This window comes from Kitasatospora sp. NPDC018058, assembly GCF_044327205.1.
Lineage (GTDB): Bacteria > Actinomycetota > Actinomycetes > Streptomycetales > Streptomycetaceae > Kitasatospora.
In genome coordinates, this window is record NZ_JBIRFA010000020.1 from 1 (window position 1) to 26461 (window position 26461).

A 26461-nucleotide genomic window follows, 5' to 3' on the forward strand; every position below is an offset into this window, starting at 1 on the left:
CCCGGTGATCATGAAGCGTAGAGAACTCCATGATCGGGCGAACCGTGCCTGCCCTGCTACTACCAATTAGCTCGGCACCTACTGGCGGACGCCCTAAGTCGAAGCCGAATGAGTCGGGCGCACATCGGGAGAGTCGGGCTAGCCGGGTACACCAGGTGAGCCGACCGAGCACCGACGCCCGGCAGCCGAACGCTGAGGCCCGCCGCACACGTGGCGGGCCTCGGACGCACTCCGTGCCCCCCGGTCAGCCGCTGCCCGGCCCGTCCGCCGATCGCAACGTCTCCAGTCGGTGGCGATACTCCTCCGCGTCGATCTCACCCCGCGCGAACCGCTCCGCGAGCAGCTGCTCCGGGGTCGGACCGTGCGCCCAACCGGGCGGTCCGCCCGGCCCCGGCCCGGCGGCGCCCGCAGCCACGGGGCCGCGCGGAACCGGCTGCCGCGAGCGGGAGATGTACCGGAACAGGGCGATGGCCAGGAGCACCAGCAGCGCCAGGATCAGCAGCGCGCCGATCGCCATCACCGCGATGCCCCAACCACCCGGTCCGTGGCCGGGCCCGTACCCGTGCCAGTGCCTCATCAAGACCTCCTCCTCCGGCCCGTCGGGGCCCGCCGAGGTGACCGGCGCCGTACCGCCCGAGGTGCCGGGCCTCCCAAGGTGCCGTACCGCCCGGGGTGCCGGGCCGCCGGAGGCGCCGTCGCGCCGGGAGCAGCGCCACAAAGGAAGCGGGACCGCCCGGGGTGATCAGCGCCCTACCACCATCGTGCGCCCGCGACCGGTCAAAGCGCTGTGAAGAGAGGCTGAGAAAACGTCACGGCGCTCGCACCCCCGACCCCGGGGTAGCGTTGCCACCCATGAGCTACCACCCGTCGGACGGCCACCGCTCCCCCGAGCAGCTCGTCGCCGCCGGGACGCTCCGCCGCCACACCGACCACGGCCCCCACCAGGCGCTCGGCCGCTCCCCGATCGCCTACGTGTCCATCGCGCTCTGGACCCAACTCACCGCCCTCGCCATCGCCCCCGCCGCCGCCGAGGCCACCGCCGCCGCCCTGCTGCGCGCCATCGCCGACCGGGCCGTGGACGCAGCGCTCGCCCCGGGCAACGAGCGCGCCCCGCGCGACGACCTGTACGTGACCGACCCCGCGCACATCGGCCCGCACCGCCGGGCGGTCTGGTTCCAGCGCTCCGGCCCGGGCGGCCCGATCACCGCATCGTTCGCACCGTGAAACCGACGCACACACCGTGAACCAACGGGCACGCTGCGAACCCACGAGCGCGCCGCGAAACCGACGAGCGCCGAGAATTCCCCAGACCGACGGGTCAGCGCTCGACCTGCAGGCTGTGGCAGACCCAGCTGAGCCGGTTCGGTCCTTCGAAGGGGGGCTGGTCGTGGTAGGTCCCGTCCGCCACCGACAGGTTGACGATCAGGTAGGCATGCCAACCGGTCCCCACGCCGTGCAGGTCCGCGTAGACCAGCTCGTCCTCGACGTACCAGTCCACCGAGTGCGCGCCGAGCAGCACCCGCAGGCCGAAGGTCGCCCCCGGCTCGATCCCGACGCTGCCGCCATGCCAGTAGCGGAAGCCGCCCCGGACGTGGTTGGAGATCTCCAACAGGTCCGGGTTGTCCGGGTGGTACTCGAACATGTCGACCTCGTTGCCGCCGTCCCGCCAGGTCCAGATCGCCGGCCAGGCGCCCAGCTCGACGGGCAGCGTGACCCGCGCGGACAGCACGTCCCCGGTACGGACCTGGAAGCGCTCCGGACTGCCCTCGGTGGTCAGCAGGTTGCAGGTCCACAGCCCGCCGATGGGCCGCCGGACGGCGGCGAACACCCCACCGGGACAGTACTGGTGACTCAGGTAGTCCAGCTTGTGGTCGGTCCGGTTGGTCGGCCCCATCCGGGGGTAGGCGCTGCTGCGCCCGGCGATCCACTGCCTGGTCGAAGTGAAGTCCGCGTCGAACACGACCGCCACGGCCGCCTCCCCAGTGCTCCGGCGCCCCGACAGTCCGAACCGTCGGGCACACAGAGTGAGTTACCCGATACGTTACGCAGTATGCGAAGGGGACCGTCCGGGCCCGAAGCAGGCTCCGGAGACATCCGGAGCAGGCTCGGCACGTCCGCCGGATCCGAAGCGGCAGCCGGACGGTCGGCCCGGCTCAGCCGACCGACGCGGCGGCACCTCCGGCCCGGAGCCGGTCGGTCACCGAGACCACCCCGTCCACCGAGCGGCACAGGTTCAGCACGACCGGCACCAGGTGCGCCTCGGGCACGGTGCCGCTGAGCACCACCCGACCCTGGTCGACCTCCACCCCGATCTCCGCCGGGCTCACCCCGTCGATCCGGCCGAGCACCTCCTCGACGATCTCCCGCCGGATCACCCGGTCCTCGCGCAGGAAGACCCGCAACAGGTCGCCGCGGCTCACCATGCCGATGACCCGGCCCTCCTCGTCCAGCACCGGCAACCGCTTCAGCCCGTGCCGGCTCATCAGCCGGGCCGCCGCGACCACGCTGGTGTCGGGCGTGGTGCAGACCGGCTGGGCCGTCATCAGGTAGGCCGCCGTGATCTCGCCGCCCGGCCCGGCCTTCGCCGATTCGGGCGCGGGCAGCAGACCGCCCGGGTCCTCCTGCGCGGCCAGGGTGCGCAGGAGGTCGGCCTCCGAGACCACGCCGAGCGGCCGCCCCTCCGGGTCGACCACCGGCACGCCGGTGATGTCGTAGTCGGTCAGCAGCGCGACGATCTCCCGGAAACCGGTCTCGGGCGCGACCCGGACCACGGGGCTGGTCATCACGGATTCGACGGTGGCATGCCGCACGCCGGTTCACCTCGTCCAACGGTGCTGGTCGGACCGGGCGCGGATCGTCCCGGCCGGTACCCGCAGCATGGCCCCGAACGGCGTAGATCGCCAGGGGCCAAGGGGCTGAACGGGTGGGACCAATGGCCCTGACCTGCGAACACGGAGCCGACGGGCCGGAGCGAGCCGCCCCGGACCGCGCCCTGGCCCTCGAACGCCCCGCCCGGGTGGCCGTCCGGGCCGAGGCGCTCCTCGACAACGGCGACCGGATCAGCCCGCCGCACTGACCCGGTCGGCCAACGCCTGCCCGTAGTCCGGCAGTTCGACGCTCGACACCTGCTTGCCCAGCTCCAGCATCTTGTCCAGCGCCCACCGCCGGTTCAGCACGGCGTTGCGCAACCGCAGCCCGGTCGCGGTGCGCGGCGCCAGGAACGGACCGGTCCGGTCCCCGCCCTTCTGGCAGCCCTGGGCGTAGTCGCGCAGCAGCCGCTCGTACCGGGCGAAGGCCGCGCGGTGGTCGCCGCGGGCCAGTGCCAGCTCCCCCGCCAGGACGTACGCGGCCACCACGGCCGTCCCGGTGCCCATGCCGCCGATGCTGGCGCCGCAGGCGGCATCGCCGAGCAGGGCGGTCCGGCCGGTGGACCAGGTCGGGACGTCGGCACGGCTGATCGAGTCGAAGTACAGCTCGGGCGCGGCGTCCAGGCTCGCCAGCAGTTGCGGCACCCGCCAGCCGAGGCCCGCGAAGGCGTCCCGGATCAGCGCCTTCTGCCGCTCCGAGTCGTGGCGGTCATAGCGCAGCTCGGGCGAGGCGAACAGGCAGAAGGCCCCGGCCCGGGCGGGGTCGCGGTGGTCGGCCCCGACGGACATCAGCCGACCCGGCACGTTGAGGCTCACCCCGCCGGCCGGCAGGCCGCCGTCGTTCGGCAGCTGCCAGGTGGCCGCGTAGTACCCGAGGTGACGGACGAACCGCTGCTCGGGGCCGAAGGCGAGCCGCCGGACGTTGGAGTGCAGCCCGTCGGCACCGATCACCAGGTCGAACTCGCGGGGTGCACCGTGCCGGAAGGCGACCCGGACGCCATGCGCGGTCTCCTCCAGGGCCGTGATCGAGTCGCCGAAGAGGTACTCGGCGCGGGCGCTGCTGTGGCGGTGGAGCAGCTGGGCCAGTTCACCGCGCGGAACCTCCAGCTCGCCGCCGGCGAACTCGGCGGGCAGGTGCAGCAGTTGCCGTCCGTCCTGGTTCACGAAGGTGATCGGGCTGCCACCGGTGTCGAGCGCTCGCAGTTCCTCCAGGATGCCCATCCGTTCCAGCACGGTCAGGTGGGTGCGGCCCCGGAAGTCGACGTTCTGGCCGCCACCGCGCAGCGCCGGGGCGAGTTCGACCACCGTCACCTCGAAGCCGTACCGGCTCAGCCAGTGGGCCAGTGCCGGACCGGCGATGCTCGCGCCCGAGATCAGCACCTTGGCGCGGCGGGAATCGCGCGGGGAACCACCCCAGGCGCCGTGTGCAAAGCCGCTCATGGGAACCACTCCGTCCGATGGTCGACGTTCGGGAGTCGAACGTCGAGGGTCGAGTAACTGTGTCTCGCGGACACTGTTCATTGCTGTGTACGGTAGACACAGTTGGCGCGGACAGGCAACCCCCAGGACGGGAGCGGACACGATGGGCGAGGCTGCGAACGACACGGTGCGGCTGCTCTGGGGCCCGCCGGCCAAGCCGACCCGGGGACCGAAGCCGACCCTCAGCCTGGAACGGATCGCCGCCGCCGGCGTCGAGGTGGCGGACGCGGAGGGGCTCGGCGCGGTCTCCATGCAGAAGGTGGCCGCACTGCTCGACTTCACCAAGATGTCGCTCTACCGCTATGTCCCCGGCAAGGCCGAACTCATCGCCCTGATGGTCGAGTCGGCCGTCGACGAACCGCCGACGCCCGCCGATGGCGCCCACTGGCGGGAGCAACTCACCGCCTGGGCCCACCACTTGGCCGCATCCTTCACCCGGCACCCCTGGCTGCTGGACGCCACCGTCGGCCCCCGGGTGCCGGGTCCGAAGGAACTCGCCTGGCTGGAGCGGGTGGTGGCCGCCCTCGACGCCCACGGGCTGACCGGCGCCGAGCGGATGGACGCCGCCGTGCTGCTCGCCGGGCACGTGCGCGGCATCGCCGAACAGGCCCGCGCGGTCGGCCCGAACGGCTCCCCCGAGGCCGAACTCCTCGCCGCCCTCGGCACCGTGGTGCACCGGCACGCCGACCGCTACCCCGCCCTGGCCGCCGCCATGGCCGAGCCGGGCGGGCACGACCAGGCCCTGGACTTCGGCCTGGACCGCATCCTGGACGGCCTGGCGGCCCTGATCGCGCGCCGGACGGAACCCCGACCGCCGCGATAACCGCTCGATCGGCACCCCCGGGGACGGCTAGCATCCCGCCCCATGGCGATGTTCGTACACCTGACTGCCGCGGCGAACGCGCCGCGCATCCGCCGCGCCGGCCTCCGGGCCGACAGCCGGGGCCAGGGCGGTGTGCGCGGGGTGTACTGCTTCCCGGTGCTGCCCTCGTTCACGCTCACCCACCAGTGGCTGCGCGAGCTGGCCCGGTTCGGCCCGAAGGGGTCGCTGGTCGCGGTGCACGTCCGACTGGACGACACCCAGCAGGTGCTGGTCGGGCACTACCGGGACCGCGCCAAGGAGGCCCAGAAGTGGCTCTCGGCCGCCGAGGCGGTCGCGAGGGTCGGCGCGCTCACGGATCCGCGCGGCTGGGAGGTGGTCGTACCGCGCGCGCTCGGCGCCCGCGAGGTGCACCGGATCCGCGCCGTGCCGCAGGTCGCGGGCTGGCGCTACCTCCCGAACGCCCACGGCACCCGCCCCTGCAACTGCGCGGGCTGCCGCCTGCGCGGCGGCTACGGCGACCGGCGCTTGCGCGAACGCCACCCGCACCCACTGGACGGCCCGCCGCCGCCCGTCCCCGTCCTGCTCGCCCGGATCGAGGCGGCCGGCGACCCGGGCGATCCGGCCGAGCTGCACGCCGCCCTGCACTGGTTCGGCCTGCGCCGCCGGGGCCCGGTGGACCTCCTCGCCCGACTGGCCGACCACCCGGACCCGGGCGTGCGCAGGGAGCTGGTCTGGGCCGTCTACGGCTGGTCCACCCCGGGTGTCGCCGAGCTGCTGGACGGCCTCGCCGAGGACCCGCACCCGGAGGTCCGCGAGGCCGTCGCGGCGGTCCGGGAGCTCTGAGGCCCCGCGGACCGCTGCGACCGGCCGCTGTCGGAAGCCGTCAGGAGACGCGCTTCAGCTGCCAGGAGTTGTTGTTGAAGCTCGGTACGGAGGAGTACTGGCAGCCGGGGCTGTAGAAGCTGCTGACGATCGTCCAGCCGGCCGGCGGCCAGGTGGACGCGCAGGCGTTGACCACGGTGCCGACCGGGTAGCCGGTGAGCTGCATGATCTTCTTGGTGTTCGGGTTGAACCCGGAGCCGCAGCCGGCGCTGTTCCACCACTGGACGTCCACGTAGCCGTCCGGGGTCAGCGAGGAGGAGCAGGTGGTGCTGGTGTCGCCGGGCGCCGCCTGGGCGGTGCCCATGGTCAGGGTCAGCGCGGCGGCGGTACAGCCGAGGGTGAGGACGGCGGCACGAAGTCGGGTCACTGGAGCGGCTCCTCTCGGGTGGCGCGGCGTGTCCGCGCCAGGGCCCATTCCTACCGGTACGAATAACCCGCCGAACAGTGCGTTTCCGGCCCCACCGGCGGCGGGTTCTCGCCCTTGTCCGACCCGGACCGGTCAGCGCCGGTGACCGTCACCTCCGGAGCCCCGCCGACATGCCCGTTCGGCCGAACCGGGTGATCATGGGACGAACCGCGCCTTCGGCGATTCGGCGCGCCGGTGCCCTCCGGCGCGCCGGGAAGGTGGACCGCAATGTTCCAGCTCCTGTGGATTCTGCTCATCGGCTTCGTGCTGGGCGTGCTCGCCAAGCTGATCCTGCGCGGACCGCAGTCGATCCCATGGTGGCTGACCATGCTGCTCGGCGCCGCCGGGGCCTGGCTCGGCAACGCCGTCTCCGGCTGGATCGGCGTCCGCCACACCGCAGGCATCGACTGGATCCGCCACTTCCTCCAACTCGGCTTCGCCGTGGCCCTGGTGGCCTTCGTCGCACCCGCCTGGAGCAAGTCCCGCCCACCCCGCTGACCCGGCGTCAGGCCGGATTGTCAGTGGCAGGTGCAAGACTCCCGCCAGGGCTCACCGGACGGGCCCGGACGGGAGGGTGTGCCGATGCCCGACGGAGATCTCCGGCGGACTCGTCGAACCAGGGCTTCACCTCGGCGAAGTCGCCGAGTTCCTGCCGCACATACGCGACGACCGGGCGGCGCTCCGCTGGTCGGCCGAGCCCTTCGACGACGAGGACTGAACCGTCTCAGCCCACGTGCACCGCGGGCCGCCGGGTGCGGTCCGGCTCGGCCTCGCGGAGCACCTCGCGGGTGACCGGCGCGATCTCGCCCTGTCCGAACAGGAAGAACCGCAGGAACTGGGCGAAGGGGTTGCCCTCGGTCCACTCGAAGTAGATGTGCGGCTGCTGCCCTGTCAGGTCGCGCACCTGCAGCAGCAGCGCCGCCAGGGCGTTGGGCACGCTGGAGCTCTCCAGCGACAGCACGCGGTAGCGGTCGTGCAGCACCTCGCCGCGCACGGTCAGTGCGGCCTCGAAGTCGGACGGGTCGAGCACGGTGACCTCGACGAAGACCAGGTCGTCCTCGGCCGGGATGTCGTTGTCCTTGCGGATCTGACGGAGCTTGTCGCGGTATTCGGCGAGGTCCCGGCTGTTCGGCTCGTTGGCGATCAGCCGCAACGGGCGGTGCATGTAGTCCCGCACGAACCGTTCCGCCACGTCGTCCAGGTCCACGCGGGTGACGCGCAGCTCGAAGGACCGCTTCAGCCGGGAGAGGAAGGAGACCATCACGATGCCGGCGATGAAGCAGGCACCGATCTTGACGCCGTCCGGCCGCTCGGCGATGTTCGCGGCCGTGGTGTAGAGGAACACCGCGGCGATCACCGCGAAACCGGCCCGCCAGCGGCGTTGCCCGATCTTGTGGGCGGCGATGGTCACCGCGATGGCGGCCGAGCTGATCAGCACCAGCACACCGGTCGCGTACGCGCCGCCCTGGGCGTCCACGTTGGCGTCGAAGATCCAGGTGACCAGGAAGGCGATCAGGGTGAGGACGATCACCAGCGGCCGCACCGCGCGCGCCCAGTGCGGGGCCATGCCGTAGCGCGGCAGGTAGCGGGGCATCAGGTTGAGCATGCCCGCCATCGCGGAGGCGCCGGCGAACCAGAGGATCGCGATGGTGGACACGTCGTAGACGGTGCCGAAGGAGCTGCCCAGGTACTTGTGGGCGAGGTAGGCCAGCGCGCGACCATTGGCCTGCCCACCGGCTTTGAAGGCGTCGGGAGGGATCAGCACGGTGGTGATGAAACTCGTCGCGATCAGGAAGATGCTCATGATCACGGCAGCGGTGGTGAGCAGCTTGCGGGCGCCGCGGATCCGGCCGGTCGGGCGCTGCTCGGTGTCCTCCGGGTCGCCCTTGATGTGCGGCATCACGGCGACTCCGGTCTCGAAACCGGAGAGGCCGAGTGCGAGCTTGGGGAAGACCGTCAGCGCCACGCCGATCATGGCGATCGCGTTGCCGTGCTCGGCGGTCAGGGCGTCCGACCAGGCGGTGACCAGGTGCGGCGACTTCAGGACGTGCCACAGACCGTTGACCACCACCACCACGTTGAGCGCCAGGTAGACCGCCACCAGCACGACGGCGACCCCGATCGCCTCCCCGAAGCCCCGGAGGAACACCGCGCCGAGCAGGGCCACCAGCACCAGCGTGACCAGCATCTGCCTCCCGCCGAGCACACTGCTCACGTGCGGGTTCTCCACCAGGTGCGCGGCACCGTCGGCAGCCGACAGAGTGATGGTGATCATGAAGTCGGTGGCCGCGAAGCCGAGCAGGGTCAGTACGAAGAGCTTTCCCTGCCAGAACGACAGCAGCCGTTCCAGCATCGCGATCGAGCCCTCCCCGTGCGGGCTCTCCCGGGCCACCCGCCGGTAGACGGGGAGGGCCCCGAGCAGGGTGACGACCACCAGGACGACGGTCGCCACCGGAGAGAGCAGGCCTGCGGCCAGGGCCGCGATGCCCGGCTGGTAGCCGAGGGTCGAGAAGTAGTCCACGCCGGTCAGGCACATGACCCGCCACCAGCTCTGGCCCTCGTGCCCCGGTGCCTGGGCGTGCGGGCCGGGGTGCTGCTTGGCCATGTCCGACAGGCCTTCCAGCATCCACGCCCGGAATCCCGTGCCCCGCGTCGGAGGAGCCATTCCCGGTTCGGCCGAACCCGACGAAACCACGTACACCCCTGTCCACGACTTCGGCCGGCCGCGCGCGGCTCCGGGCCCCCTGCTGGCCGCCGGACGGCGGGCCTGGTCAGGCTAGGTGACCGGATCGCGGGCGCTCGGGAACCGCGCGCCAACACGCCAGGGTCCGTCCGTCCGGCCCTCCCGGGTGGCGGCCGCCGTCCGGCCGTGATCGCGGCTCCGGCGCGGCGGTCGGCATGAACCGGCCGAAACGGGTGAGGATGACCGCGCGCATTGACACACGAGGTTGACGGCGACCCCACGGCCGCGGGGTGCAGCGACGGACGACAGGGAGGCCGTGGTGGCGGAACCGAGCCGGCGGGGGATTCTGGGCCTGGGTCTGATGGCGGCCACCGCCGCCTCCTGCGGGACCCACCACCCGGACGCGGCCCCGAACCCCTCCCCCGACGCCCAGGGCACCCCGGGCAGGGCCGACCCCACCACCGCCCAGCACGTCGGCCTGAAGAGCGAGCAGTCCCAGCCCGGCAACCCCGACTGGGAGATCACCGACGCCGGCCCGGCGGACGCCGTCGAGGGCTTCGCCGACCGGGTCAGTGTGCTGCCCGGGGAGTCCTTCGGCCTGCACGTCTCCACCCTGGCCGCCGCCTTCACCGTCTCCGCCTACCGGATGGGCTGGTACGACGGCGCCCGCGCCCGCCTGGTCTGGCGCCGCGAGCACGTCCCGGGCGGCGAGCAGGCCGCGCCGCACGTCGACCAGGCCACCCGCACCGTGCTGACCGGCTGGCCGCGCACGCTCGCCGTGGACACCACCGGCTGGCCCGAGGGCGCCTACCTGCTGCGCCTGGACGTCGAGGGCGGCCCCGGCCGCCGCTACGTCCCGCTCACCGTCCGCTCGGCGAGCACCGCCGGGAGGACCGTGGTCATGAGCGCCCCGGCGACCTGGCAGGCCTACAACGAGTGGGGCGGCTACAGCCTCTACAACGGCCCGACCGGCACCCTGGCCACCCGCTCGCTGCGGGTGGTCTTCGACCGGCCGTACGACTACGACCACGGCGCCGGGCTGTTCCTGGTCTACGAGGCGCCGCTGATCGCGCTCGCCGAGCGGCTCGGGCTGCCGCTCGCCTACACCACCGGGATCGACGTGGCCCGCGACCCGGGGCTGCTGCGCGGCGCCGCCGCCGTCCTCTCGCTCGGCCACGACGAGTACTGGTCCCCCGAGCAGCGGGCCAACGTGGTCGCGGCCCGCGACGCCGGGACCAACCTGGCGATCCTCGGCGCCAACTGCTGCTTCCGCCGGGTCCGCTTCGAGCCCACCGACCTCGGCCCGGACCGCACGGTGGTCTGTTACAAGGACGCCTGGGCTCAGGACCCGGGCCACCAGGCCGGCGCCCCGGCGACCACCGACTTCCGGGCCGGCCCGGGTGCCGACCCGGAGAGCTCGATGCTCGGCGTGATCTACGACGGCTACCCGGTGGACGCCCCGTACGTCGTCACCTCGCCGGGGCACTGGACCTTCGAGGGGACGGGCGTCGCGGCCGGGGCGTCCTTCCCGCACCTGGTCGGCGTCGAGTACGACCGGGTGGACACCGGCTTCCCCACCCCGCGCCCGATCGAGGTCATCGCCCACTCGCCCGTGGTCTGCGAGGGCCGCCGCTCCCACTCCGACACCGCCTACTACACCGTGCCGAGCGGCGCCGGGGTCTTCGCGAGCGGGACGATGCGCTGGGTGGAGGCCCTGGACGCGCACGGGCCCGGCGGCGGCAAGGCCGACCACGGCATCGACTCGCACGCCGGGGACCTGGTCCGCAAGGTCACCGAGAACATCCTGCGCGCCTTCGCCTCCGGCCCGGCCGGGCGCAGCCACCCCGCCCAGGACAACCTGTCGGCCGTCTACGGCCCGGCGTAACGGGCCCGCCCCGCCGGGATCCGCCCGGCCGCACTCCCCGGGGCGGGAGGGCACCCTGGGGCAGGAGGACGCCCTGGGGCCGGATAGACTCACATGCTCTAACACCAGCGCAGTTCGTCCGGACAACCGACCGGTGTGGCACTGATGCCGGCCGGCGAGGACACGAGGGAAACAGAACATGGTCGAGGCCTCCCCCAAGGTCGTTGTCGTCGTCCCCACGTACAACGAGCGGGAGAACCTTCCGGTCCTCGCCGGGCTCCTCGCGGAACTCCCGGTGCCGAACCTGCACCTGCTGGTGGTCGACGACAACTCCCCCGACGGCACCGGCGAACTCGCCGACGAGCTCGCCGCCGACTCCGGCGGCACCGTCGGCGTGCTGCACCGCACCGAGAAGAACGGCCTCGGCCGCGCCTACCTGGCCGGCATGGCCCGGGCGCTGGACGAGGGCGCCGACGTCGTGGTCCAGATGGACGCCGACCTCTCGCACCCGGCCTCCGTGATACCCGCGATGGTGGAGGCCCTGCTCACCGACGACACCGCCGTGGTGCTCGGCTCCCGCTACGTGCCCGGCGGCTCGACCGCCTCGGAGTGGCCGTGGCACCGCAAGGCGCTCTCCGCCTGGGCCAACTTCTACGTCAACGCGATCCTCGGCCTGGGCGTACGCGACGCCACCGCCGGGTTCAAGGCGTGGCGGGCCGACACCCTGCGGGCCATCGACCTGCCGACCGTGCAGAGCAACGGCTACTCGTTCCAGGTCGAGATGAACTACCGGGTGATCCAGCGCGGGATGACCATCCGCGAGGTGCCGATCCGCTTCGAGGAGCGGATCGAGGGCGCGTCCAAGATGAGCATCGGGGTCCAGGTCGAGTCCGCGCTCGCGCCCTGGAAGCTGCGCTTCAACCGCGCCGACGGGCGCGGCGAGCTGAACTAGAGCCAGACGCGACCGGCGTCTCCGGCGCGGTCAATCGGGTAGCAGGACGGTCGAACGGCGGTGTGAGCGGCGGCTGCGGGGAAAGAAGGCCGTCATGGCCCTTTTCCCGGAGTCCCTCACGGCCCTGGTCCGCCGTGGCGCCCGAGAGCCCTTCGTCGTCCAGACCCTGCGGGCCACCGTGGCCGCCACCCTCGCCTACGCGGCGGCGACCCGGCTCAGCAGCGAGCCCGCCCCGCTGACGGCGCCGCTGACCGCGCTGCTGGTGGTCCAGGTCACCGTCTACTCGACGCTCAAGACCAGCATCCGCCGGGTCAACTCGGTGGTGGTCGGTGTGCTGATCGCGATCGGCTTCAGCGCCGTGGTCGGACTCTCCTGGTGGAGCCTCGGACTGATCATCCTGGCCTCCCTGGTCATCGGCCGGTTCGTCCGGGTCGAGGAGTTCGTCCAGGAGGTCGCGATCAGCGCGATGCTGATCCTGGGCGTCACCAAGCTGGCCTCACAGGCCTGGGACCGGGTGCTGGAGACGCTGATCGGCGCGGCCGCCGGCCTGCTGTTCAACCTGCTCTTCGCCCCGCCGGTCTGGGTGGACACCGCCGGGGATTCGATCGAGGACCTCGCCCGGCGGGCCCGCCAGCTGCTGCTGGACATCTCCGAGGAGCTGGGGCGCCCCACCCCGGTGGCCCGGGCCGCCGAACGGCTGTACGAGGCCCGCCGGCTCGACCAGGCGATCGTCGAGGTGGACGCGGCGCTGCGCCAGGCCGAGGACAGCCTGCGGTTCAACCCCCGGATCAGCGAGGGGCTGCTCTCCCGGCTGGTGCTGCGCACCGGACTGGACACGCTGGAGATCTGCGTGGTGGTGATCCGGGTGCTGGCCCGCTCGCTGACCGACCTGGCCAAGCGGCGCGGGCCCGGCGAGCGGCTCTTCCCGCCGGAGGTCGCGGTCGGGTTGGAGGAGTTGCTGGCGCACGTCGGCGGGGCGATGGTCAGTTTCGCGGTACTGGTCACCACTCAGGTGAGCCGCAGCGCCGAGGAGGCCGAGGAGCGGCTGACCGCCGAGCTGGCGGCGGCCTGGGCCTGCCGGGAGAACGTCGCCCAGGTGCTGCTGCGCCAGGTCCAGGAGCACCCGGAAGCCTGGCAGCTGCACGGCTCGATACTGGCCGAGGTGGACCGCATCCTGGACGAACTGGACCTGGAGCACCGCAGCCGTCGGCTGATGGAGGAGCTCGACCGGGCCTCGGTGGCGAGTCGGGAGCGGTTCTCGCGGTTCGCCGGGCTGCGCCGCTTCGTCCGGGGCGAGCGGGGGCCCGGCCGGCGGACGTCCGGAACGGCGGAGCGCCCGGCGGCGGGGGCCGGGCGCTGATCCTGCCGCAGGCTCAAGACATCAAGGCATCAGGACACCAGGGCATAAGGGCATCAGGGCGCCACAGCAGCGGGACGTCAGGGCATCAGCCAGGGCTGCTGCGGCAGCGGGTGCCCGGTCTCCAGGTAGGTCTTGAGGTTGGACAGCACCGCTGACCAGCCCTGTTCGGCGTTCGTCCGCTCGGTCTCGTCGGAGAGGTTCTCGTGGGTGACGGTGAGGCGGCTGAGGTCCTGCCAGTGCTGGATGTCGAAGCTGACCCGGGAGGGCCCGCCCGGGCGCCGCTCCTCCGGCCCGGCCCAGGTGGTGACCAGCCGGTGCGGGCGCTCGGCGACCTCGACGATGCCGATCACGTCGGCGATGCCGGAGTCGTCGGCGCGCTGGTGCTCCCAGGGCGCGCCGGGCAGCCAGGTGGAGACGTTGCGGTGGCCCCAGTAGAGGCCGGACTCGTCGGCGTTGGTGAGCGCGTGCCAGACCCGCTCGGGGGTGGCGCGCAGGTAGACGGTGGCGCGGTGGGTGTAGGCGGTCACGGCCTCAGCCCCTGGCCGCGTCGAGCAGCGGCTGGATCTCGATCTTCCGCATCCGCAGCGTGGTGGCCATCACGCGGTCGGCCTTGGCCCGGTCCGGGTCGGCGATCAGGTCGAGCAGGACGCGCGGCGTGATCTGCCAGGAGAGGCCGTAGCGGTCCTTGAGCCACCCGCACGGGCCCTCCTGGCCGCCGTCGGCGGTGAGTTTGGCCCAGAGTTCGTCGATCTCCCGCTGGTCCTCGCACTCCACCTGGAGTGAGATCGCCTCGGTGAACGTGAACTCGGGGCCGCCGTTGAGGGCCGTGTACTCCCGGCCGGCGAGTTCGAACTCGACGGTCATCACCGAGCCGGCCTCGCCGGGGCCGGCCTCGCCATAGCGGGTGACCTTGGTGATTCCGGAGTCGGGGAACAGCGAGGTGTAGAAGAGGGCGGCCGCTTCGGCCTGGTCGTCGTACCAGAGGAAGGTGGTGATTTTCTGCATGCGCCCGACGGTAGCGGCGGGCTCTGCCACGGCGGCCGAGCCACGGCCGTGGGTCACCGGATCGGCGCCCCCGGCCGGGCCCGCCGTAGGTCAGTGCACCCAGCCCGCGTAGCGCTGCGTGAAGCGCTGGCCGGTGTGGGCGGTGACGACGACATCGTAGCGGCCCTGCTTGTCCAGCGGCCAGGGCAGGTTGACCTGCTTGCCGGGCTTGACCCAGACGGTCTGCGCGGTGCCCGCGAAGTCGTTGGGCGCGGCGGTGAAGGCCACGTCGGTCATGCCGTCGTTGGCCACCTGGAGGGTGAGCTTCAGGTCGCCGCGCAGGTCCGCGGTGACGATCGGCACGCCGATGTCGTTCTGCCCGTCCTGACCGTCCCGGACCACCGTGCCGGCGAAGCGGCGCACGAAGCCGTCCGGGCCGTACAGGGTGAAGTCGTAGCGGCCGTCGGTGGCGGCGGCGTCCCAGACGTACGTCGCGCTGGCGCCGGGGGCGACGGTGTACGGGGTGCCCGCGAACGGGAACAGGATGTTCGGGTAGACGGTGTACGGGAAGGCCACCGAGCCGTCGTTGCCCATCACGCAGGTGACCTTGCCGGTCTTGCGGTCCACCGCCACGTCGGCCCACGGCTGGTACGGCAGCGGGCGGTGCGGGCGCTCGCCGCGCTCCTGGACGGGCATCGACTGGGCGCCGACCGCCGGGAGGGCGACGCCGGGCAGCTTGGCGCCCGCGTCGGCCTTGGCCATCAGGGCGTTGGTGTCGGGCAGCTTCGGGAGCGAGGCGTCCGGGGCGGCGAAGTCGAAGCAGCTGGTGAGGTCGCCGCAGACGGCCCGGCGCCAGGGCGAGATGTTGGGCTCGGCCACGCCGGTGACCAGCTCCATGAAGCGCAGCACCGAGGTGTGGTCGAAGACCTGGGAGTTGACCCAGCCGCCGCGCGACCAGGGCGAGACCACCCAGAGCGGGACGCGGTTGCCGAGGCCGATGGCGCGCCCGTGGGTGAACTCCTCGGGGGTGCCGGGCTCGGGGGTGGGCGGGACCATGTGGTCGAAGTAGCCGTCGTTCTCGTCGTACATGACCAGGAAGACGGTGTGCCGCCAGACGTCGGGGTTGGACATCAACGACTGCAGCGCCTGGTTGACCCAGTGCGCGCCGTACGCCGGGCCGGCCTCCGGGTGCTCGGAGAACAGGTAGGGCGCGACCAGCCAGGAGATGGTCGGCAGGGTGCCGTCCTTGCAGTGGCGGTCGAAGTCGGTGGGGTCGAACTTGGTCATCGCGTTGATGTAACGCGGGTCGTCGTGCGGGAAGTCGTGGAACTGCTTGAAGTAGGAGAGGGCGTTGTCGTCGTAGTCGCCGGTGCGGTCGTCCTTGCTGGGGTTGTGGTAGACCCGCCAGCTGACGCCGGCCGCCTGCAGGCGCTCGGCGTAGGTGGTCCAGTCGGCGACGGGGTTGTCGGTGACCGGGGTGTTGTCGATCCAGGGGCCGGTGGTGCCGTCGCGGCCGGGCCCGGCGGTGCCGGTCCACAGGTAGAGCCGGTTGGGGTCGGTGGGGCCGGCCAGCGAGGTGAAGTAGGCGTCGCAGAGGGTGAACGCATCGGCCAGGGCGTACTGGTAGGGGATGTCGTCCCGGGTGAAGTAGCCCATGGTGCGCTCGCCCTTGGCGGCGACCCACTTGTTCATCGCACCGTTGTTGATGGCCTGGTGGCCGGTCGCCCAGTCGTGGGCGAGGCCGCCGGCGTTCTGCGCGTTGTACTTGGCGGTGTCCATCCGGTAGGGCAGCATCGCCCCGCCGTCGCTGCGACGACTGTCGGGCTGGCGGAACACGTCGGTGCCGTCCGGGAATTGGAGCGCCTGCTTGTCGCCGAAGCCGCGGACGCCGTTCAGCGTGCCGAAGTAGTGGTCGAAGCTGCGGTTCTCCTGCATCAGGACGACGACGTGCTTGACGTCCTTGACGGTACCGGTGAGAGCGCCGGCGGTCTCGTCGGCGGGGGCGGCCTGGGCCTGGGTGGCGGACAGGCCGGTCAGGGCGGTGGCACCGACGGCCGCGGTGGCGCCGACGAAGGTGCGGCGGGAGAGCTCGGGCATCACGAACTGGCCTCTCAGAGCTGGAAGGTGGCGACGGCGGCGGCGGTGTCGGAGGGCCACTCGTTGGCGGCGGAGTTCGGCTCGGGCTGCGGCCAGTCGGCGACCAGGGTGTGCGCCTCGATCAGCTTCAGCGGCCCGGCGTACTGGACGTAGTCGATGCGGTCCTGCGGCTCGGGCCGGTCGCCGCGCCGCTTTCGGGTGGGCGACCAGGTGGAGCCCGGGACCTTGGCCGGGTCGCGGTTCTCCTCGCGGAAGCTGTCGGTCAGCCCGGCGGCCTGCAAGGCCGCGGTGACCGGCCAGTTGAGCGCGCCGACACCGTTGTGGGCGGCGGCGGTGGCGGCCGTCCAGTCCAGGTGGGAGGGCGAGGAGAGCGCTCCGGCCAGCACCACCGGGAGGTGCCGGGCCAGGTCCGCCCGCACGGCCTCGGCCAGCGCCTTGGCCTGCTTGAAGCGCAGCGAGGCGTTCTCGGCGGCGGTCACCTGGGCGGCGCCGCCGCCGTCCTGCACGGCGTACGGGCCGTAGCCGGCCTCGTCGAGGTGCGCGGCCCAGAAGCGGACGCCGCGGCCGCCGGGCAGCTGGACGGTGGCGGCGACGGCGGGCAGCTCCGCGGTGGCCGGGGTGAGGTCGATGAGCGGGTGGCGGCTGAGGATGCCGACGCTGCCCGGGCTCTGGTGGGCGTACCAGCCGAGCGCGTCGGCCAGGGCCTTGGCCCGCTCGCCGGCGGTCTCCTGCAGGGCGAGCACGTCCAGGCCCTGGGCCAGGACGACGCGCAGCTGCTTCTCCAGCGCGTCGGTGTAGGCGGCGCCGGCGTTGTGCAGGTTCCAGCTGGCAGCCTTGAGCCGGGGCGGGGCGGCCGGGTCCGCGACCGGGACCAGGACGGTGAGGGTGTCGGTGGCGCCGGTGCTGTCCTTGACGCCGACCACGACCAGCTCGGGGTTCCGGCCGGGGGTGGCGGGGGCGGTGCCGGTGAGGGTGCCGTCGGCGGCGACCGAGGCCCAGGCCGCACCGCCGAGCTTGCGGTAGGCGGCGGAGCCGGGGGCGTTGCCGGCCGGGCGGGACCAGAGGCCGCCGAGCTTGATCCGCACGGCCGCGCCCGGGGCGACGGGGGTGGCGGTGAAGGAGTCGACGGCGGCGTGCGGGCGGACCACGGCGGGCTTGGGGAGGAAGCCGAACGGGGCGGTCTGGGCGAGGACGCCGTAGCCGTCCTTGGCGAGCAGGTAGGCGGTGTACGGGCCGCCGGTCAGCGCGGAGGTGTCGAGCTGGAGGTCGCCGGACGTGCCGGGGGTGTACTTCCACAGCAGCGAGGCGCCGTTGCCGGGCTGGCGGCTGCCGTCGTAGATGCCGACCCAGTTCTTGGCGTCGGGGGCGTCGGTGGTCCAGTGGAAGCTGAGCCGGTCGCCTTCGGCGGGGCTGCTGGATGAGGTCAGGGTCAGGGCGCTGCCTGCGGCCACGGTTGTCCTGTCCGCCGCCAACGGGCCCGGTCCGCCGGGGGACGGTGCCGGGGCCGCGCGCGGCTGGTCACGGAGGTTGGGAGGGAGAACACCCGCAGTTGGCTGTACAACTACGGGCGGCCCTCATTCACCCGAAGACCAGCGACCGGCGCGTGAACGACACATGACCGAGCGTCGGGCGGTCGGGGAACTCCGTGGCGGAACCATCATCGCGACATGTGGAAGGGCCGCGACGGACGATCCGTCACGGCCCTCCTGGGCTGTCGGCCGCACCCGCCGGGTCCGGCCGGCGGTTCAGGCCAGGGCGAGGAACAGCTTCTCCAGCTCGGCCTCGCTCATCGGCGGGGCCTCCTCGTCGGCAGCGGCCATGCACTGGCGCATCCCGCTCGCGACGATCTTGAACCCCGCCCGGTCAAGGGCGCGCGAGACGGCGGCGAGCTGGGTGACCACGTCCTTGCAGTCCCGACCCGCCTCGATCATCGCGATCACCCCGGCCAACTGGCCCTGGGCGCGACGCAGTCGGTTCAGGACCGCGCCAACCGCCTCCTCGTCCACCTGCATGTCCGGGCCGCCTTTCCGATCGACTGTCGATTGACAAGTGTACCCGGTGGGGTATTCATTCCCGGGCGGCCCGGAAGTCCGCCGACGGGCTCGGCGATGAGCTCAGCGCCGGGCAAGGCGGCGCTCGCCTCCGGCGCCGGTAGCGTACGACAGCTCGTAGTAGGCGAACACCCCGGGTTCGTCGGTGGCCGGCAGGATGTCGTCGGTGCCGATCGCGGGGGCCTGCCGGACCTTGTTCCGCGGGTACGCCACGCGCAGATAGCCCGGACCGGCCACCGCGCCCTCCAGCGGGACGAACGCCAGACGGCGCCTGCCCATCATGCCGACCACGACGGTGGCGAAGAACGGCTCGTCGGTGGACGTCTCGACGTAGACCGACTCCAGCGCGCCGACGCGGCGGCCCTTCTCGTCGACCACGGCGTGGCCGCGCCACTCGCGGATGTCTGCCATAGCGATCCCCATGGCCTCGGACCTCCCGTGTCGCGGCTGCCGCCGGCTGCACAGCCCGGAGCTTCCATCCTGCGCCGGGACGGGCCCCGCAGCACGACGAAAGGGACCTACGGGGGTGACCCGACCACCCAGTGGCAGGGCGCCGACCTGGGCTTCAGCCTGTCAGCCAGTCGGCCCGTCCCGCCACGGGCCGACTGCCCGGTCTCGTTCGGTCACAGCGTGTCCGGCTTGTCCAGTCAGAGGGGACGGCGGCCGCGGGATACGAGTGCATGCGGGAGCCCGGCGACACGGGGACTCCGGCCGACCTCACGGCCCCGAGCGCGTGAGCATGTACCGAGCGGTCGCGCGCAAGCCCTGGGGCGAAGGCGGCCTGCCGCGCGGGAAGTCCGCCGGATCGGCTCCCGCGCGGTTCTGCTCCCAGGCCGCCTCGGCCAGGCGGAGCCGGGCAGGCTCCAGGAGGCGGACGGCGGTGGGCCGGGGCTCGGTCATGACGCCATGGTGGCAGCGCCGTACGACGGATGGCGGTCGACCGGGATCGGCGTGATCGGACGACAAGCCCACGAATTATTCGGCGGGAACGGCCAGTTGGCGTCCGAATTCGGCGGGTCGTGGACGAAACGGGAATCCGGGGGGATTCACCGCTCCGGTACGCACCTGGGCGGGCGCGCCCGAAGCGGGCGCGCCCGAAGCTCAGAGGCCGGTCTGGATCTCGACGCGGTGGCGGATGTATTCGTCGGGGTGCGACTGGGCGATCGCAATGGCCGTCTCCACCAGGGCGTGCAGCTCGGCCGGGTAGGCGCGCGGCACCAGCGGGAGACCGGGGAGGATGCAGCGGCGGACGTCGATGTCATCGTTGGCGACGAACTCCCGCAGCGCGGCCTCGTTCCAACTGTCCCGGACGATCGCGCCCTCGTCGGCGGTCGCGTTGCGACCGCTGCCGACCGACAGGGCCGTCCAGTACCAGGCGCGGGCGGCGCCGGCGCGCTCCGGGTCGGTCCCGGTCTGCAGGTAGCCGAGCAGGGCCAGGCGGACCCGGCGCTGACCGAAGGCGATCATGGCGGGCTCGACGAAGCGGCGGTTGAAACTCGGGTTGGGGTCGTGGACCGCGGCCTCTATCAGCGCCTCGAAGTACTCCTCGGGCAGCTCGGACCGCCCGGCGAGCGCCTTGTGGACCTCCCATCGGGCCGCACCCGGGTAGTCCGCACCCGGCGCGACCTCGACCCCGAGCAGGAGGAGCAGCCGCGCGAGCCGCAGCTCGAACGCCTGCGATCCGTCCTCCCTGCGTCCGGGCAACGGCTGGAGAATCCGCACCTCGCCTGCCGTGTCCTTGGTTTCCACGAACGTCCTCCTCATTCTGAGTCATCGGCAGACTACTCGCCGATACACCAGTTCGGAGGCCGTTTTCGGTCAGGTGAGATCTCGAACTGCTTTTCCGGTTCACATTTTGACTGTCGCTCAGCAATCAAGTGCCGCACATCTGCGGCCGGTCGGCACGCAGGGTGAGCGGTCGTCAGGACGGGCGGCCGGGCGGGACCAGGCCGGACTGGTAGGCGATCGCGACGAGTTGGGCCCGGTCACGGGCGTCGAGCTTGGACATCGCCCGGTGCACATGGGTACGGACCGTGAACGGGCTGACGAACATCCGCTCGGCGATCTCCTCGTTGGTGAGCCCGGTGGCAGCCATGGACATCACCTCGCGCTCGCGGGCGGTCAGCACGGCGAGGCGCTCGGCGGGCGCGACGGCGGCCGGATCGGGCTGGGCGAGGAACTGGTCGATCACCGCCCGGGTCGCCGCGGGCGAGAGCAGGGCGTCGCCGGCCGCGACCGTGCGTACGGCGGCGAGCAGCTCCTTCGGGTCGGCGCCCTTGCCGAGGAAGCCCCCGGCGCCCGCGCGCAGCGCCTGGGCCACGTACTCGTCGATCTCGAAGGTGGTGAGGATGAGCACCCGGGTGCCGGACAGCTCCTCGTCGCCGCAGATCTCGGCGGTGGCGCCGAGGCCGTCGGCGCCGGGCATCCGGATGTCCATCAGGACGATGTCGGGCTTGGTGGCCCGGGCGAGTTCCACCGCCTCCCGGCCGTCGGCGGCCTCGCCGACCACCTCCATGTCCTCCTCCGCGTCGATCAGCACCCGGAAGGCGCCGCGCAGCAGGGCCTGGTCGTCGGCGAGCAGCACGCGGATGGTCATGTGCGGTCGTTGTCCTTTCGGATGGCGCGAGCTTGTCGGACGGAGCGCTCGGGGCGGGCGGCGCGGTCGGGGCGGGTGAAGCGGTCGGGCAGCACCGGGCAGTCCCGTCGGACGGCGGGGGCGGGTCGGGCCGGCTCGTCGGGGCGGTCCGGCTCCCCGGACCGGGCGGCGCCGCCGGGCCGGGCGGTGTCCTCCGCCCGTACGGCGCCGTCGTCCCGGGCGCCGGTGCGCAGCGGCAGCTCGGCGAGGACCAGGAAGCCGCCGTCGGGCCGCCGGTCGGCGGTGAGCCGGCCGCCGACCGCGCCGGCCCGCTCACGCATGCCGATCAAGCCGAAGCCGCTCTCGCCGGGGGCCGGCTGGGGCAGCAGGGTGGTACGGGGGCGCCCGGTGGCGGGCGGGCGGCTGTTGACGACGCTGACGGCGACCCGGCTGCCGCTGTAGGAGAGGGTGACCTCGGCGTCGGCGCCGTGGGCGTGCTTGGCGACGTTGGTCAGCGACTCCTGGAGGATCCGGAACGCCGTGAGGTCGACGCCGGGCGACAGCGGCCGGGCCTCGCCCTCGACGGTGAGCCGCACCGACAGGCCGGCCCGCTCGAAGGTGTTGATCAGCTCGGACAGGCGGTCCAGACCGGGGGTGGGTTCCAGCGGGGCCCGCTCCTCGGCTCGGCGCAGCAGGCCGACGGTGGCGCGCAGCTCCTGGAGGGCGGAGCCGGTGGAGTCGGCGATGTGGCTGAGCACCTCGCGGGCCTGGACCGGGTGGGTGTCCATCAGGTGGACGGCGATACCGGCCTGGGCGTTGGCGAGGGCGATGTGGTGGGCGACGACGTCGTGCAGGTCGCGGGCGATCCGGATCCGCTCGTCGGCGACCCGCCGACGGGCCTCCTCCTCGCGGGTGCGTTCGGCGCGTTCGGCGCGCTGCTCGATCTCGGCGAGCTGGGCGCGGCGGTTGCGGATGGAGTCGCCGAGGGCGCCGGGCAGCAGGGCCCAGGCGAGCACGCTGATCCGCTCGCCGATCGGGCCGCCCGGACCGGCCAGCAGGGACATCCCGAAGAGCAGGACGGCGGTGACGATCGAGGCGCGCAGGGCGGTGGAGCGGTCGGTGTGGACGGCGAGGAAGTAGAGCGCGAGCAGCAGGGGCGTGGCCAGCATCGGGGTGAGCCGAGGGCTGGTCGACGTCATCAGCATGGTGCAGAGCAGTGTGACGACGACCACCGCGCGCGGGTGGCGGCGGTGGAGGAACACGGCTGCGGCTGCGATCAGCGCCAGGACGCCGGTGGCCGGGTCGAGCGGGGTGAAGCGCCCGCTGGTCTGGTCGACCGTGGCGCCGAGGGCGGTGATCCCGATCATGGCCGCGCCGCCGACGGCGTCGAGCAGCCGGGGGTGGTCGCGGCGCAGGCGCTGCCAGGTGTCGCTCATGGTCGTGCTCTCCGGGTCGGGGTGCCCTGGCCGCACCCTCGCCGGGTTCTGCCAGTTCGTGCCGCGCCGCGCCCCGGGTGGGGTGCGGCGCGCCGGGTCGGGGGCCGCCGCGCGGACGGCGCCCTGACAGCAACGGTAACGGTTGGAGGTCGAACCGGTGTCCGAGCCGACCGCTGCCGGACCGGTCCCTGCGGTGTGGCAGGGACCGGTCCGCGCAGCGCCGGGCGGTGCCGGTTCGTGCCGGGCGGTGCCGGGACTAGACGGTGACCGACTCGCGGACCGGGGCCGCCGCCTCGGGGGCGGCGGCGTGCAGCTTGCTGCCCTCGACGTCGACGTCCGGTATCAGCCGGTCGAGCCAGCGCGGCAGCCACCAGGCACGGCGGCCGAGCAGAGCGAGGACGGCGGGGACGATGGTCATCCGGACCACGAAGGCGTCGAAGGCGACGGCCGCGGCGAGGCCCAGGCCCATCATCTTGATCATCGGTTCGCTCATCCCGATGAAGCCCGCGAAGACGGCGATCATGATGAAGGCGGCGGCGGTGACCACCCGGGCGTTGTGCCGGAAGCCGGTGACGATGGCCTCACCGGGCTGCTCGCCGTGCACGTAGCCCTCGCGGATCCGGGTGACCAGGAACACCTCGTAGTCCATGGCGAGGCCGAAGACCACGCCGATCATGAAGATCGGCATCATGCTCATCACCGGGCCGGTCTGCTCCACGCCGATCAGGTCGGCCAGCCAGCCCCACTGGAAGACCGCGACCACGGCGCCGAGCGCGGCGGCCACCGAGAGCAGGAAGCCGAGCGCGGCCTTGAGCGGGACGAGGACGGAGCGGAAGACCACCAGCAGCAGCAGGACGGCGAGGCCGACGACCACGGCGAGGTAGGGCAGCAGCGCGTCGGTGAGCTTCTGCGAGACGTCGATGTTCATCGCCGTCGTACCGCTGACCAGGACCGTCGCCCCGGTGGAGGCGTTCAGGCCGGCCGCGTGGCCGCGGATGGTGTGGACCAGGTCCTTGGTCGCGGCCTCGGCCGGGCCGGTGGCCGGGATGGCGTTCAGCAGGGCGGTGTCGCCCGCCTTGTTGAACATCGGCGGCGTCACCGTGACCACGCCGGGCAGGCCGGAGACGGTCTTGGCGACCTCGCCCGCGGCGGCCTTCGGGTCCGCGGTGCCCTTGACGTCCACCAGGACGGTCAGCGGGCCGTTGAAGCCGGGGCCGAAGCCCTCGGACAGCAGGTCGTAGGCGCGGCGCTGGGTGGTGGAGGTGGGCTTGGCCTCGTCGCCGGGCAGGCCGAGCCGCAGGTCGAGCGCGGGGGCCGCGAGCGCGCCGAGGCCGATCACGCCGAGCACCAGCATCGCGAGCGGGCGGCGCAGCACGAAGCGGGCCCAGCGGGCGCCGCCGTTCTCCTTGGCCCCGGCCGGCTGGGCGGGGCCCTCGGCCTTGCGAACCTTGCGGGGCAGCACCTTGCGGCCGATGAAGCCGAGCAGCGCGGGCACCAGGGTGAGCGCGACCAGCACGGCGATGACGACGGTGCCGGCCGCGGCCATGCCCATCTTGGCGAGGAGCGGGATGCCGACCACGGAGAGCCCGGCGAGGGCGATCACCACGGTGAGACCGGCGAAGACCACCGCGGAGCCGGCGGTGCCGACGGCCCGGCCGGCCGCCTCCTGCGGGGTACGGCCCTCGGAGAGCTCGGCCCGGTAGCGGGAGACGATGAACACGGCGTAGTCGATGCCGACGGCGAGGCCGAGCATCATCGCCAGCGTGCCGGTGGTCGAGGAGAGGCCGAGCGTGCTGCCGAGCCCGGCGATCAGGGACATCCCCAGGCCGACGCCGATCACGGCGGTGAGCAGCGGCAGGCCGGCGGCGACCAGCGAGCCGAAGGTGATCACCAGGACGACGGCGGACAGCGCCATGCCGATCGCCTCGCTGCTGCCGCCCGCCTCGGGCTTGGCCATCAGCGCGTTGCCGCCGATCTCGACCTTGAGCCCGGTGTCCCGGCCGTGCTGGGCGGCCTGCTGGAGGGCGCCGGTGGCGCCCTTGGAGAGTCCGCCGGCCTTGGCGGAGTAGTTGACCGTCGCGTACGCCGTGGTGCCGTCCTTGGAGACGGCGCCCTGCATCTTGAACGGGTCCACCACGCCGGTGACCTGCTCGGCGTGGGCGAGCTCGGCGACCGTCTTCTCCACGGCCTGCTGGTTGGACTGCGCGGTGATCTTCTGGCCGGAGGGCGCGACGAACACCAGGCGGGCCGAGGCTCCGTCGGCGTGCCCGCCGGGGAAGCGCTCGTTCATCAGGTCGAAGGCCTTCTGCGCTTCCGTGCCGGGCATCGAGAAGCCGTCGTCAGGGGCGGCGGGCGCCTTGGCCGCCAGGACTCCGCAGGCCGCCAGCACGGCGACCCAGAGCAGGGTCACCAGCCGGCGCCGGACGAAGGCCCATCGGCCCAGGCGGTAGAGGAACGTGGCCACGGGAGAGCGGACTCCTTCGGATTCGGGTTCGGGGGCGGGGACGGGTGAACGAGGGCGGACCCGGTCCGCCCGCAGCATGACCAATCCTTGATCGCGGCCCCCTGCTCCGTCGTCGTCCCTGCGCAGGCCGTTTGCGTACTGCGGACGCAGTACGCCCCTCCCCCGTACGGAGGAGCGCACGCCCTGCGGCGGAAGCAGCCGCAGGCTCGCCCGGAAGCAGCCGGGAGCAGGGTGGTGCCCTACGGCGGGAGCAGTCCCGGGTCACCTGGGCGGGCGGCGACGACGGGCCGGGGCCGCCCGGGCGAAGTAGCGTGATGTGCCTGGCCCGACCGTTTCCGTATGGTTCGGGTTGATCCGACCCGATCGGTGCTGACCCCAGCCCGCCGCCGGAGGTGCCCCATGGGCGTTCCAGCCGCCCGCATCGTGTTCGACGAGAACGACCGCGCGGCCGTCGCCGACGCCGTGACCGAGATGCTCACCACCGGCGCGCTCACCCTCGGTCCGTGGACCGAGCGCTTCGAGCAGGCCTTCACCGCCGGGCACGGCGCCTCGCACGCCGTCGCGGTGAGCAGCGGCACGGCGGCGCTGGAGGTGATCCTGCGCACCGTCGACGTCCGCGGCCGCGACGTGGTCGTCCCCGCCGTCACCTTCTACGCCACGGCCGGCGCGGTGGTCCACGCGGGCGGCCGCCCGGTGTTCGCCGACGTCGACCCGGCCACCCTCGCGCTCTCCCCCGAGACCCTGGCCGCGGCCCTCACCCCGGATACCGCGGCCGTCGTACTCGTCCACATCGGCGGGCTGGTCACCCCGCAGGTGAACGCCCTGCGCGCCCTCTGCGACCAGCGCGGCATCCCGCTGATCGAGGACGCCGCGCACGCCCACGGCAGCAGCTACAACGGCCGTGCCGCCGGGACCTTCGGCCTGGCCGGGGCCTTCTCCTTCTACCCGACCAAGGTCACCACCAGCGGCGAGGGCGGCATGATCCTCACCGAGTCGCCGGAGCTGCGCGACGAGGCCAGGATCTACCGCGACCAGGGCAAGGGCTCCTTCGGCACCAACCACCACGTCCGGCTCGGCTACTCCTGGCGGATGAGCGAGCTTCACGCCGTCGTCGGAACGGTGCACCTGCGCCGCCTCAAGGAGTTCATCGAGACCCGCCGCGCCGTCGCCCGCCGCTACGACACGGCACTGGCCGGCCTGGACGGGCTGGAGCCGGTGCTCGAACCGGCCGGCTGCCGCGGCAACTACTACAAGTACGTGGCGCTGCTGCCGCCCGGCGTCGACCGCGCCGCGTTCAAGCGGGCGGTGGCCGAGGAGTACGGCGTACGGCTGTCCGGCGAGGTGTACGACCTGCCGCTGCACCTGCAGCCGGTGCTCGAGCCGTACCGGGGCGGGCCGCTGCCGGCGGCCGAGGACGTCTGCGCCCGGCAGGTCTGCCTGCCGGTGCACTCCGACATGACCGAGGACGAGGCGGAGCTGGTGATCGAGGCCGTCTCGGCGGTGCACCGGCGGATGGCCGGGTAGCCGGAGCGAAGGGA

Annotated in this window: 27 protein-coding genes; 10 read left to right on the plus strand and 17 right to left on the minus strand. The window is 72.9% G+C overall.

What is annotated here, in order from left to right:
- Positions 1–244: 244 nt before the first annotated feature.
- Complete coding sequence (locus tag ACH4E7_RS26620) at positions 245–577, minus strand: SHOCT domain-containing protein (RefSeq protein ID WP_396251564.1); 333 nt, start codon at positions 575–577, stop codon at positions 245–247.
- 275 nt (positions 578–852) lie between these two features.
- Here ACH4E7_RS26620 and ACH4E7_RS26625 point away from each other — a divergent pair, with 275 nt between their 5' ends.
- Positions 853–1224, plus strand: coding sequence for a hypothetical protein (locus tag ACH4E7_RS26625; RefSeq protein ID WP_396251565.1), 372 nt, complete (start codon positions 853–855; stop codon positions 1222–1224).
- A 94-nt stretch (positions 1225–1318) separates the two neighbouring features.
- Here the strand turns inward: ACH4E7_RS26625 and ACH4E7_RS26630 are convergent, their stop codons facing one another.
- Both ACH4E7_RS26630 and ACH4E7_RS26635 read right to left on the minus strand, forming a co-directional pair.
- Positions 1319–1969, minus strand: coding sequence for a beta-glucanase (locus ACH4E7_RS26630; protein WP_396251566.1), 651 nt, complete (start codon positions 1967–1969; stop codon positions 1319–1321).
- Positions 1970–2153: 184 nt separating this feature from the next.
- On the minus strand, positions 2154–2783 hold the full coding sequence (locus tag ACH4E7_RS26635) for a CBS domain-containing protein (RefSeq protein WP_396251706.1): 630 nt from the start codon (positions 2781–2783) through the stop codon (positions 2154–2156).
- 149 nt (positions 2784–2932) lie between these two features.
- Between ACH4E7_RS26635 and ACH4E7_RS26640 the strand changes: the two genes are divergently transcribed.
- On the plus strand, positions 2933–3076 hold the full coding sequence (locus tag ACH4E7_RS26640) for a hypothetical protein (protein ID WP_396251567.1): 144 nt from the start codon (positions 2933–2935) through the stop codon (positions 3074–3076).
- On the opposite strand, the gene ACH4E7_RS26645 is transcribed toward ACH4E7_RS26640, so the two are convergent.
- The gene (locus tag ACH4E7_RS26645; RefSeq protein ID WP_396251568.1) at positions 3060–4307 is read right to left on the minus strand and encodes an FAD-dependent monooxygenase; all 1248 of its coding nucleotides are present in this window, start codon (positions 4305–4307) and stop codon (positions 3060–3062) included. The genes ACH4E7_RS26640 and ACH4E7_RS26645 overlap by 17 nt on opposite strands.
- Positions 4308–4449: 142 nt before the next feature.
- On the opposite strand from ACH4E7_RS26645, the gene ACH4E7_RS26650 reads away from it, so the two are divergent.
- Both ACH4E7_RS26650 and ACH4E7_RS26655 read left to right on the plus strand, forming a co-directional pair.
- Positions 4450–5169: a TetR/AcrR family transcriptional regulator gene (locus ACH4E7_RS26650; RefSeq protein WP_396251569.1), complete on the plus strand. Its 720-nt coding sequence runs from the start codon at positions 4450–4452 to the stop codon at positions 5167–5169.
- Between the two features lie 42 nt (positions 5170–5211).
- Entirely contained in the window at positions 5212–6012 is an 801-nt protein-coding gene (locus ACH4E7_RS26655; protein WP_396251570.1) for a HEAT repeat domain-containing protein, read from the plus strand.
- A gap of 40 nt (positions 6013–6052) precedes the next feature.
- On the opposite strand, the gene ACH4E7_RS26660 is transcribed toward ACH4E7_RS26655, so the two are convergent.
- A complete protein-coding gene (locus ACH4E7_RS26660; RefSeq protein ID WP_396251571.1) occupies positions 6053–6418 on the minus strand; it encodes a hypothetical protein in 366 nt (121 codons plus the stop codon).
- Between the two features lie 267 nt (positions 6419–6685).
- On the opposite strand from ACH4E7_RS26660, the gene ACH4E7_RS26665 reads away from it, so the two are divergent.
- A complete protein-coding gene (locus ACH4E7_RS26665; RefSeq protein WP_396251572.1) occupies positions 6686–6955 on the plus strand; it encodes a GlsB/YeaQ/YmgE family stress response membrane protein in 270 nt (89 codons plus the stop codon).
- Positions 6956–7031: 76 nt separating this feature from the next.
- Positions 7032–7175, plus strand: a complete 144-nt coding sequence (locus tag ACH4E7_RS26670) for a hypothetical protein (RefSeq protein ID WP_396251573.1) — start codon at positions 7032–7034, stop codon at positions 7173–7175.
- A 6-nt stretch (positions 7176–7181) separates the two neighbouring features.
- Here ACH4E7_RS26670 and ACH4E7_RS26675 read toward each other — a convergent pair whose 3' ends face one another.
- The gene (locus tag ACH4E7_RS26675; protein ID WP_396251574.1) at positions 7182–9122 is read right to left on the minus strand and encodes an amino acid transporter; all 1941 of its coding nucleotides are present in this window, start codon (positions 9120–9122) and stop codon (positions 7182–7184) included.
- 337 nt (positions 9123–9459) lie between these two features.
- Here ACH4E7_RS26675 and ACH4E7_RS26680 point away from each other — a divergent pair, with 337 nt between their 5' ends.
- The 3 genes from ACH4E7_RS26680 to ACH4E7_RS26690 all read left to right on the plus strand — a co-directional run bounded on the left by ACH4E7_RS26680 (position 9460) and on the right by ACH4E7_RS26690 (position 13316).
- Positions 9460–11025 (plus strand): N,N-dimethylformamidase beta subunit family domain-containing protein, encoded by a 1566-nt coding sequence (locus ACH4E7_RS26680; RefSeq protein ID WP_396251575.1) that lies wholly within the window; start codon positions 9460–9462, stop codon positions 11023–11025.
- Positions 11026–11203: 178 nt separating this feature from the next.
- Positions 11204–11956: a polyprenol monophosphomannose synthase gene (locus ACH4E7_RS26685; RefSeq protein WP_396251576.1), complete on the plus strand. Its 753-nt coding sequence runs from the start codon at positions 11204–11206 to the stop codon at positions 11954–11956.
- A gap of 94 nt (positions 11957–12050) precedes the next feature.
- Entirely contained in the window at positions 12051–13316 is a 1266-nt protein-coding gene (locus ACH4E7_RS26690) for an aromatic acid exporter family protein (RefSeq protein WP_396251577.1), read from the plus strand.
- 77 nt (positions 13317–13393) lie between these two features.
- On the opposite strand, the gene ACH4E7_RS26695 is transcribed toward ACH4E7_RS26690, so the two are convergent.
- The 11 genes from ACH4E7_RS26695 to ACH4E7_RS26745 all read right to left on the minus strand — a co-directional run bounded on the left by ACH4E7_RS26695 (position 13394) and on the right by ACH4E7_RS26745 (position 24923).
- Positions 13394–13843 (minus strand): SRPBCC family protein, encoded by a 450-nt coding sequence (locus tag ACH4E7_RS26695; protein WP_396251578.1) that lies wholly within the window; start codon positions 13841–13843, stop codon positions 13394–13396.
- Positions 13844–13847: 4 nt separating this feature from the next.
- On the minus strand, positions 13848–14321 hold the full coding sequence (locus tag ACH4E7_RS26700; RefSeq protein ID WP_396251579.1) for a VOC family protein: 474 nt from the start codon (positions 14319–14321) through the stop codon (positions 13848–13850).
- Between the two features lie 90 nt (positions 14322–14411).
- Positions 14412–16397: a phosphocholine-specific phospholipase C gene (locus ACH4E7_RS26705; RefSeq protein ID WP_396251580.1), complete on the minus strand. Its 1986-nt coding sequence runs from the start codon at positions 16395–16397 to the stop codon at positions 14412–14414.
- A 14-nt stretch (positions 16398–16411) separates the two neighbouring features.
- Positions 16412–17848, minus strand: a complete 1437-nt coding sequence (locus ACH4E7_RS26710; protein ID WP_396251581.1) for an endonuclease/exonuclease/phosphatase family protein — start codon at positions 17846–17848, stop codon at positions 16412–16414.
- Between the two features lie 294 nt (positions 17849–18142).
- On the minus strand, positions 18143–18409 hold the full coding sequence (locus tag ACH4E7_RS26715; RefSeq protein ID WP_396251582.1) for a metal-sensitive transcriptional regulator: 267 nt from the start codon (positions 18407–18409) through the stop codon (positions 18143–18145).
- A gap of 102 nt (positions 18410–18511) precedes the next feature.
- Complete coding sequence (locus ACH4E7_RS26720; protein WP_396251583.1) at positions 18512–18859, minus strand: PRC-barrel domain-containing protein; 348 nt, start codon at positions 18857–18859, stop codon at positions 18512–18514.
- Between the two features lie 306 nt (positions 18860–19165).
- Complete coding sequence (locus ACH4E7_RS26725; RefSeq protein WP_396251584.1) at positions 19166–19348, minus strand: hypothetical protein; 183 nt, start codon at positions 19346–19348, stop codon at positions 19166–19168.
- Positions 19349–19549: 201 nt separating this feature from the next.
- A complete protein-coding gene (locus ACH4E7_RS26730) occupies positions 19550–20197 on the minus strand; it encodes a hypothetical protein (RefSeq protein ID WP_396251585.1) in 648 nt (215 codons plus the stop codon).
- A gap of 172 nt (positions 20198–20369) precedes the next feature.
- A complete protein-coding gene (locus ACH4E7_RS26735) occupies positions 20370–21044 on the minus strand; it encodes a response regulator (RefSeq protein ID WP_396251586.1) in 675 nt (224 codons plus the stop codon).
- On the minus strand, positions 21041–22459 hold the full coding sequence (locus ACH4E7_RS26740) for a sensor histidine kinase (RefSeq protein ID WP_396251587.1): 1419 nt from the start codon (positions 22457–22459) through the stop codon (positions 21041–21043). The genes ACH4E7_RS26735 and ACH4E7_RS26740 overlap by 4 nt, the downstream gene beginning before the upstream one ends.
- A 256-nt stretch (positions 22460–22715) precedes the next feature.
- Positions 22716–24923 (minus strand): MMPL family transporter, encoded by a 2208-nt coding sequence (locus ACH4E7_RS26745; protein WP_396251588.1) that lies wholly within the window; start codon positions 24921–24923, stop codon positions 22716–22718.
- Between the two features lie 399 nt (positions 24924–25322).
- On the opposite strand from ACH4E7_RS26745, the gene ACH4E7_RS26750 reads away from it, so the two are divergent.
- Entirely contained in the window at positions 25323–26447 is a 1125-nt protein-coding gene (locus tag ACH4E7_RS26750) for a DegT/DnrJ/EryC1/StrS family aminotransferase (RefSeq protein WP_396251589.1), read from the plus strand.
- The last annotated feature ends 14 nt before the right edge of the window (positions 26448–26461 follow it).

What these genes read in the sequence shown, in the direction of transcription:
- ACH4E7_RS26620 (WP_396251564.1), bottom strand. Translation starts at nt 577, where the DNA reads ATGAGGCACTGGCACGGGTACGGGCCCGGCCACGGACCGGGTGGTTGG.
- ACH4E7_RS26625 (WP_396251565.1), top strand. Translation starts at nt 853, where the DNA reads ATGAGCTACCACCCGTCGGACGGCCACCGCTCCCCCGAGCAGCTCGTC.
- ACH4E7_RS26635 (WP_396251706.1), bottom strand. Translation starts at nt 2,783, where the DNA reads ATGACCAGCCCCGTGGTCCGGGTCGCGCCCGAGACCGGTTTCCGGGAG.
- ACH4E7_RS26640 (WP_396251567.1), top strand. Translation starts at nt 2,933, where the DNA reads ATGGCCCTGACCTGCGAACACGGAGCCGACGGGCCGGAGCGAGCCGCC.
- ACH4E7_RS26645 (WP_396251568.1), bottom strand. Translation starts at nt 4,307, where the DNA reads ATGAGCGGCTTTGCACACGGCGCCTGGGGTGGTTCCCCGCGCGATTCC.
- ACH4E7_RS26650 (WP_396251569.1), top strand. Translation starts at nt 4,450, where the DNA reads ATGGGCGAGGCTGCGAACGACACGGTGCGGCTGCTCTGGGGCCCGCCG.
- ACH4E7_RS26655 (WP_396251570.1), top strand. Translation starts at nt 5,212, where the DNA reads ATGGCGATGTTCGTACACCTGACTGCCGCGGCGAACGCGCCGCGCATC.
- ACH4E7_RS26665 (WP_396251572.1), top strand. Translation starts at nt 6,686, where the DNA reads ATGTTCCAGCTCCTGTGGATTCTGCTCATCGGCTTCGTGCTGGGCGTG.
- ACH4E7_RS26675 (WP_396251574.1), bottom strand. Translation starts at nt 9,122, where the DNA reads ATGGCTCCTCCGACGCGGGGCACGGGATTCCGGGCGTGGATGCTGGAA.
- ACH4E7_RS26685 (WP_396251576.1), top strand. Translation starts at nt 11,204, where the DNA reads ATGGTCGAGGCCTCCCCCAAGGTCGTTGTCGTCGTCCCCACGTACAAC.
- ACH4E7_RS26690 (WP_396251577.1), top strand. Translation starts at nt 12,051, where the DNA reads ATGGCCCTTTTCCCGGAGTCCCTCACGGCCCTGGTCCGCCGTGGCGCC.
- ACH4E7_RS26700 (WP_396251579.1), bottom strand. Translation starts at nt 14,321, where the DNA reads ATGCAGAAAATCACCACCTTCCTCTGGTACGACGACCAGGCCGAAGCG.
- ACH4E7_RS26705 (WP_396251580.1), bottom strand. Translation starts at nt 16,397, where the DNA reads ATGCCCGAGCTCTCCCGCCGCACCTTCGTCGGCGCCACCGCGGCCGTC.
- ACH4E7_RS26715 (WP_396251582.1), bottom strand. Translation starts at nt 18,409, where the DNA reads ATGCAGGTGGACGAGGAGGCGGTTGGCGCGGTCCTGAACCGACTGCGT.
- ACH4E7_RS26720 (WP_396251583.1), bottom strand. Translation starts at nt 18,859, where the DNA reads ATGGCAGACATCCGCGAGTGGCGCGGCCACGCCGTGGTCGACGAGAAG.
- ACH4E7_RS26725 (WP_396251584.1), bottom strand. Translation starts at nt 19,348, where the DNA reads ATGACCGAGCCCCGGCCCACCGCCGTCCGCCTCCTGGAGCCTGCCCGG.
- ACH4E7_RS26735 (WP_396251586.1), bottom strand. Translation starts at nt 21,044, where the DNA reads ATGACCATCCGCGTGCTGCTCGCCGACGACCAGGCCCTGCTGCGCGGC.
- ACH4E7_RS26740 (WP_396251587.1), bottom strand. Translation starts at nt 22,459, where the DNA reads ATGAGCGACACCTGGCAGCGCCTGCGCCGCGACCACCCCCGGCTGCTC.
- ACH4E7_RS26750 (WP_396251589.1), top strand. Translation starts at nt 25,323, where the DNA reads ATGGGCGTTCCAGCCGCCCGCATCGTGTTCGACGAGAACGACCGCGCG.